This window comes from Mesorhizobium sp. WSM4847 (genome assembly GCF_055811335.1).
On the sequence record NZ_JBVVPY010000069.1, the window covers coordinates 1 to 3,861 of the forward strand.

2 protein-coding genes and 3 pseudogenes are annotated in these 3,861 nt (G+C 62.5%); 3 read left to right on the forward strand and 2 right to left on the reverse strand.

Annotated elements, in window-relative coordinates; genetic code table 11:
• The 3 genes and pseudogenes from istA (AC0L28_RS34405) to AC0L28_RS34415 all read left to right on the forward strand — a co-directional run.
• The coding region (gene istA / locus AC0L28_RS34405) for an IS21 family transposase (RefSeq protein ID WP_473482918.1) at nt 1-971 on the forward strand (971 nt) is incomplete at its 5' end.
• Nucleotides 972-986: 15 nt separating this feature from the next.
• Complete coding sequence (gene istB / locus AC0L28_RS34410; protein ID WP_473482920.1) at nt 987-1,808, forward strand: IS21-like element helper ATPase IstB; 822 nt, start codon at nt 987-989, stop codon at nt 1,806-1,808.
• Nucleotides 1,809-1,979: 171 nt separating this feature from the next.
• Nucleotides 1,980-2,193 (forward strand): annotated as a pseudogene (locus AC0L28_RS34415) (tyrosine-type recombinase/integrase); the annotation flags it as partial.
• Nucleotides 2,194-2,223: 30 nt separating this feature from the next.
• Here the strand turns inward: AC0L28_RS34415 and istA (AC0L28_RS34420) are convergent.
• Nucleotides 2,224-3,148: pseudogene (gene istA, locus AC0L28_RS34420) on the reverse strand (IS21 family transposase); the annotation flags it as partial.
• A gap of 264 nt (nt 3,149-3,412) precedes the next feature.
• Nucleotides 3,413-3,861 (reverse strand): annotated as a pseudogene (locus tag AC0L28_RS34425) (hypothetical protein); the annotation flags it as partial.

Here is a 3,861-nt window from a genome sequence, read left to right on the forward strand (position 1 = left end):
TCGTCGCAGCGATGGGCGCCTCGAACTACACCTACGCCGAGGCGTGCCCGAGCGAGAGCCTGTCCGACTGGATCGGCGTGCACACAAATCTTTTCGCCTTTCTGGGCGGCGTGCCGAAGTTCCTGATCTGCGACAATCTCAAGGCTGCCGTCACCAACCCCGATCGCTACGACCCCGGTCTCAACCGGACCTATGCCGAGATGGCGAGCCATTACGGCACCGCCGTGCTCGCAGCCAGGCCGCGACGCCCAAAGGATAAGGCAAAAGTCGAGGTTGCGGTGCAAATCGCCCAGCGCTGGGTCCTGGCGCGGCTGCGCAACCAGCGCTTCTTTTCCCTGGCAGAGCTGAACGCCGCCATCCGCCTGCTCGTCGCCGAACTCAACGCCCGCCAGATGCGCGGCTTCGGCTCCAGCCGTGCCGAACTCTTCGCCGAGATCGACAGGCCGAAGCTGGGAGACCTGCCGAACCAGCCATACGTCTTTGCGCGCTGGAAGCGTTGCCGCGTCGCGCCCGACTATCACGTCGAGGTCGACGGGCACTGGTACTCCACGCCCTACCGCCTGATTCGCGAACTCGTCGATGTGCGCATCGCCGACAACACCGTCGAGGTCTTCCACAAGGGGCAGCGGATCGCCAGCCACGCCCGTGCGCCCAACCGGCGCGGCCATACGACCGTTGCCGATCACATGCCGAGCGCGCATCGCCGCTACGGCAAGTGGACGCCAGGAGGATTGATTGCGGCCGGCGAGAAGATTGGTCCCGCCACCGCCGCCTTCTTCCAGGCGGTCATCGATGACCGGCCGCATCCCGAGCAGGGCTTTCGCACCTGTCTCGGCATCCTGGCGCTGACCAAGAGCTACGGCAACACGCGCGTCGATGCCTGCCAACGCGGCATCCTTATCAAGGCACGCTCTGTCGCCTCGATACTCCTGCGCCACGGCAACATCCGCGGTCAGGGCTATTTCCACTGAACCATGGAGTTCTCAATGCTGACCCATCCTACCTATGAACAGCTGATCACCCTCGGCTTGACCGGAATGGCCATAGCCTTCGAGGAGCAGCGACGATCACCGAATCTCGAGGCCCTGTCGTTCGAGGAGCGCATCGGTCTGCTCGTCGATCACGAAGCCGCCGAGCGCGACACCAAACGGCTCACGACGCGACTCAAATTCGCCGCGCTGCGCCAGAGCGCATGCGTAGAAGATGTCGATTTGCGCACGCCGCGCGGCATCGACCGCGCGGTCTTCGCCAGGCTCGTCGGCGGCGATTGGATCGACCGCCACGAGAATTTGCTGGTCACGGGCGCAACCGGCCTGGGCAAGAGTTGGCTCGCCTGCGCGCTTGGCCACAAAGCCTGCCGCGACAATCGTTCGGTGCTCTATCATCGCGTCCCGCGTCTCTTCGAGGCGCTCGCGCTGGCGCGGGGCGACGGGCGTTATGGCCGCCTGCTCAAGACGCTCGGGCGCGTTCAACTCCTCATTCTCGACGACTGGGGCCTGTCGGTCCTCAACGCTGCCGAGCGCCGCGACCTCCTGGAAATCCTCGATGATCGCCATGGCCGCGCTTCCACAATCGTCACCAGCCAAATCCCCGTGCAGCACTGGCACGACGTCATCGGCGATCCCACGCTCGGTGACGCGATTCTGGATCGCCTCGTTCACAACGCTCACCGCCTTCAACTCACCGGAGAAAGCATGCGAAAACACAACGCCCGCGCCCACGCTCTTGACGCAGCCGCAAACACCTGGATCAATGAACAGGTCGGTCGAAGACATCACCTCGCGATGATGACCGTTGCGCTTTGCTAAGCCTTCACCTCTATCAGGTTGGCTAGGGGACTTTCACCCCCAAACGGTTGAACACGCTGGGCACACAACGAAGCCGCTGACGCGGCATTTGGTGCGAAGGTTTGCGGATGACGCCTCTGTTTTGAAGGATTGCGGCTCTTGAAGCGCAATCTTGAAAACAGGAGATGAGAGATAGCCGAGGTGAGCCCTCTTCGTCGTCGCATGATCGAGGACATGACGGTCCGCAATCTGTCGCCGGCAACGCAACGGTCCTACATTCACGGGGTGGCGATGGCGAACGGGATTTCGTGGCCGGCGCTGAATCAGATGGTGTGCGCGTTGCGGTTCTTCTACGGCGTGACGCTTACCCAGGCCGACCCAGGCCGAGATCCCGGAACGGATTGCCTAGCCGCGCTCGCCGGGCACGCTGCCGGTGGTGCTGAGCGCCGATGAATATGTCCAGCCGATCGTCGAAGAGCCGCACCCTGAGGCGGTGGGCGATCAGGCGCGAGGGCACGGTGTAGAACACCCTGCGCAGCGTGAATCCGCCCGATAACGTGACGCGCACGGTGACGTCCTCATAATCGGATGTCCGCCGGACGGGCAGTTTAAAAGTTCACGCGCTCGATGATACGCTTGGAATAGCGGACATTGCAGCGACCGACGATCTCGTCGACGAGGCGGCGGTAGGCGGCCAGATCGTTGAAATCGCTCGATCCCCTCATCAGCAGCGCGTCATTGATCGCACGCTTGAGATGGCCGTGCGGGCCTTCGGTAGACCCGTTCTCATGGGCGATGCCGGCATTGTTGCGGGTCGCCGTCTTGCCGTAGTGGCCACACAGTTCCTCGTAGCGGCGGGTCAGGTCCGCGCGGGCATCGTTATCTAGGTTGCGGAATGCCGCGGACAGGCTGTCGCTGCGGTGCTCGCGAGGAACCCAGCCGAGCGACCAGAGCGCGTTCTGCAGGCCTTCGGCGAGCGCAACGAAGCTCTCGCCGCCGAGCACGACATGAGCATGCTCGAAGCCGGAATAGGCGAGCCGGAATGGTAGAGACGATGGTCGAGTGGCTGGCCGGCGATGGTGATGCCGGCGCTGCCCATGTCGGTGAAATCCGACAGGGCCAAGCGTCCGGGCTCATGCATCTGCCGGAAGATGACTTCCTGTTCCTCGCCATGGACGGGAACGCCAGGATCGGACGCGACGCTCGATCGTGCGGCGAATGTAGTTGCCCAGCTCGGGATGACGCCGCAGCATCTCCTCGAAGATTGCGACCGGCCGGATTCCCGGCGCGGCCTGCAGCGGCGGCACGATCTCGGCGTCGAAAATGTCGGCAAGCGGATCGGGGCGGCGCCGTTGCCACGGAACTAAAGGACTGGCGGCGCATCGCCACTCGCTACGACCGGTGCGCGCAGCCTTCTTCTCGGCATCTGCATCGCAGCCGCCGTCATCTTTTGGCTCTGATCAATGAGTCCTGAGCATAGTCTGCGGTCCGGCAACACCGGCTGGTCATAGCCGATCAGGCTGCGCTAAGTCTCGATGGCTACAACCCGATCACCTTGGTGCGGAACCCTGTGCCCCGCGGTGTTGCATGGCCGGACCGCTATGTCTTGCATCGTCCACGCATATCTAACTTTCCAATGCATCTCGGATGGCGCGGATCGCCCCGAACGCATCAAACGGAAGGGCCTTGGGAGGCTGATATACTTGGTCAGGCCACTGTGCGCGTTTCACCGGTGATTGGCCAGGCTGGTGTGAAAGTTTCACCGCCGCGAAGTTCGCCTCGGGATCAATATAGATCAGTTGGCCACCATACCCCCACGCGATATAGGCGCCTCTCTCTTGGTCTTCAATCCAGAAAGTATTGTGATAAGCGCCATTTGGCAAGTCTGAGCTGGCATCGTGATAAGAACCATTCGGCAAGAACGCCTCGAACAGAAGAGGCTTGGGACGTCGTGTAGCCTCGATCCATTCAGATGGAACGATCTGCCTGCCATTTAGTCTGCCGCCGCGCAGATGAAGCAGCGCGAAGCGCGCAAAATCACGAAGTGTGGCTTGAAATCCGCCGGACGACAGCG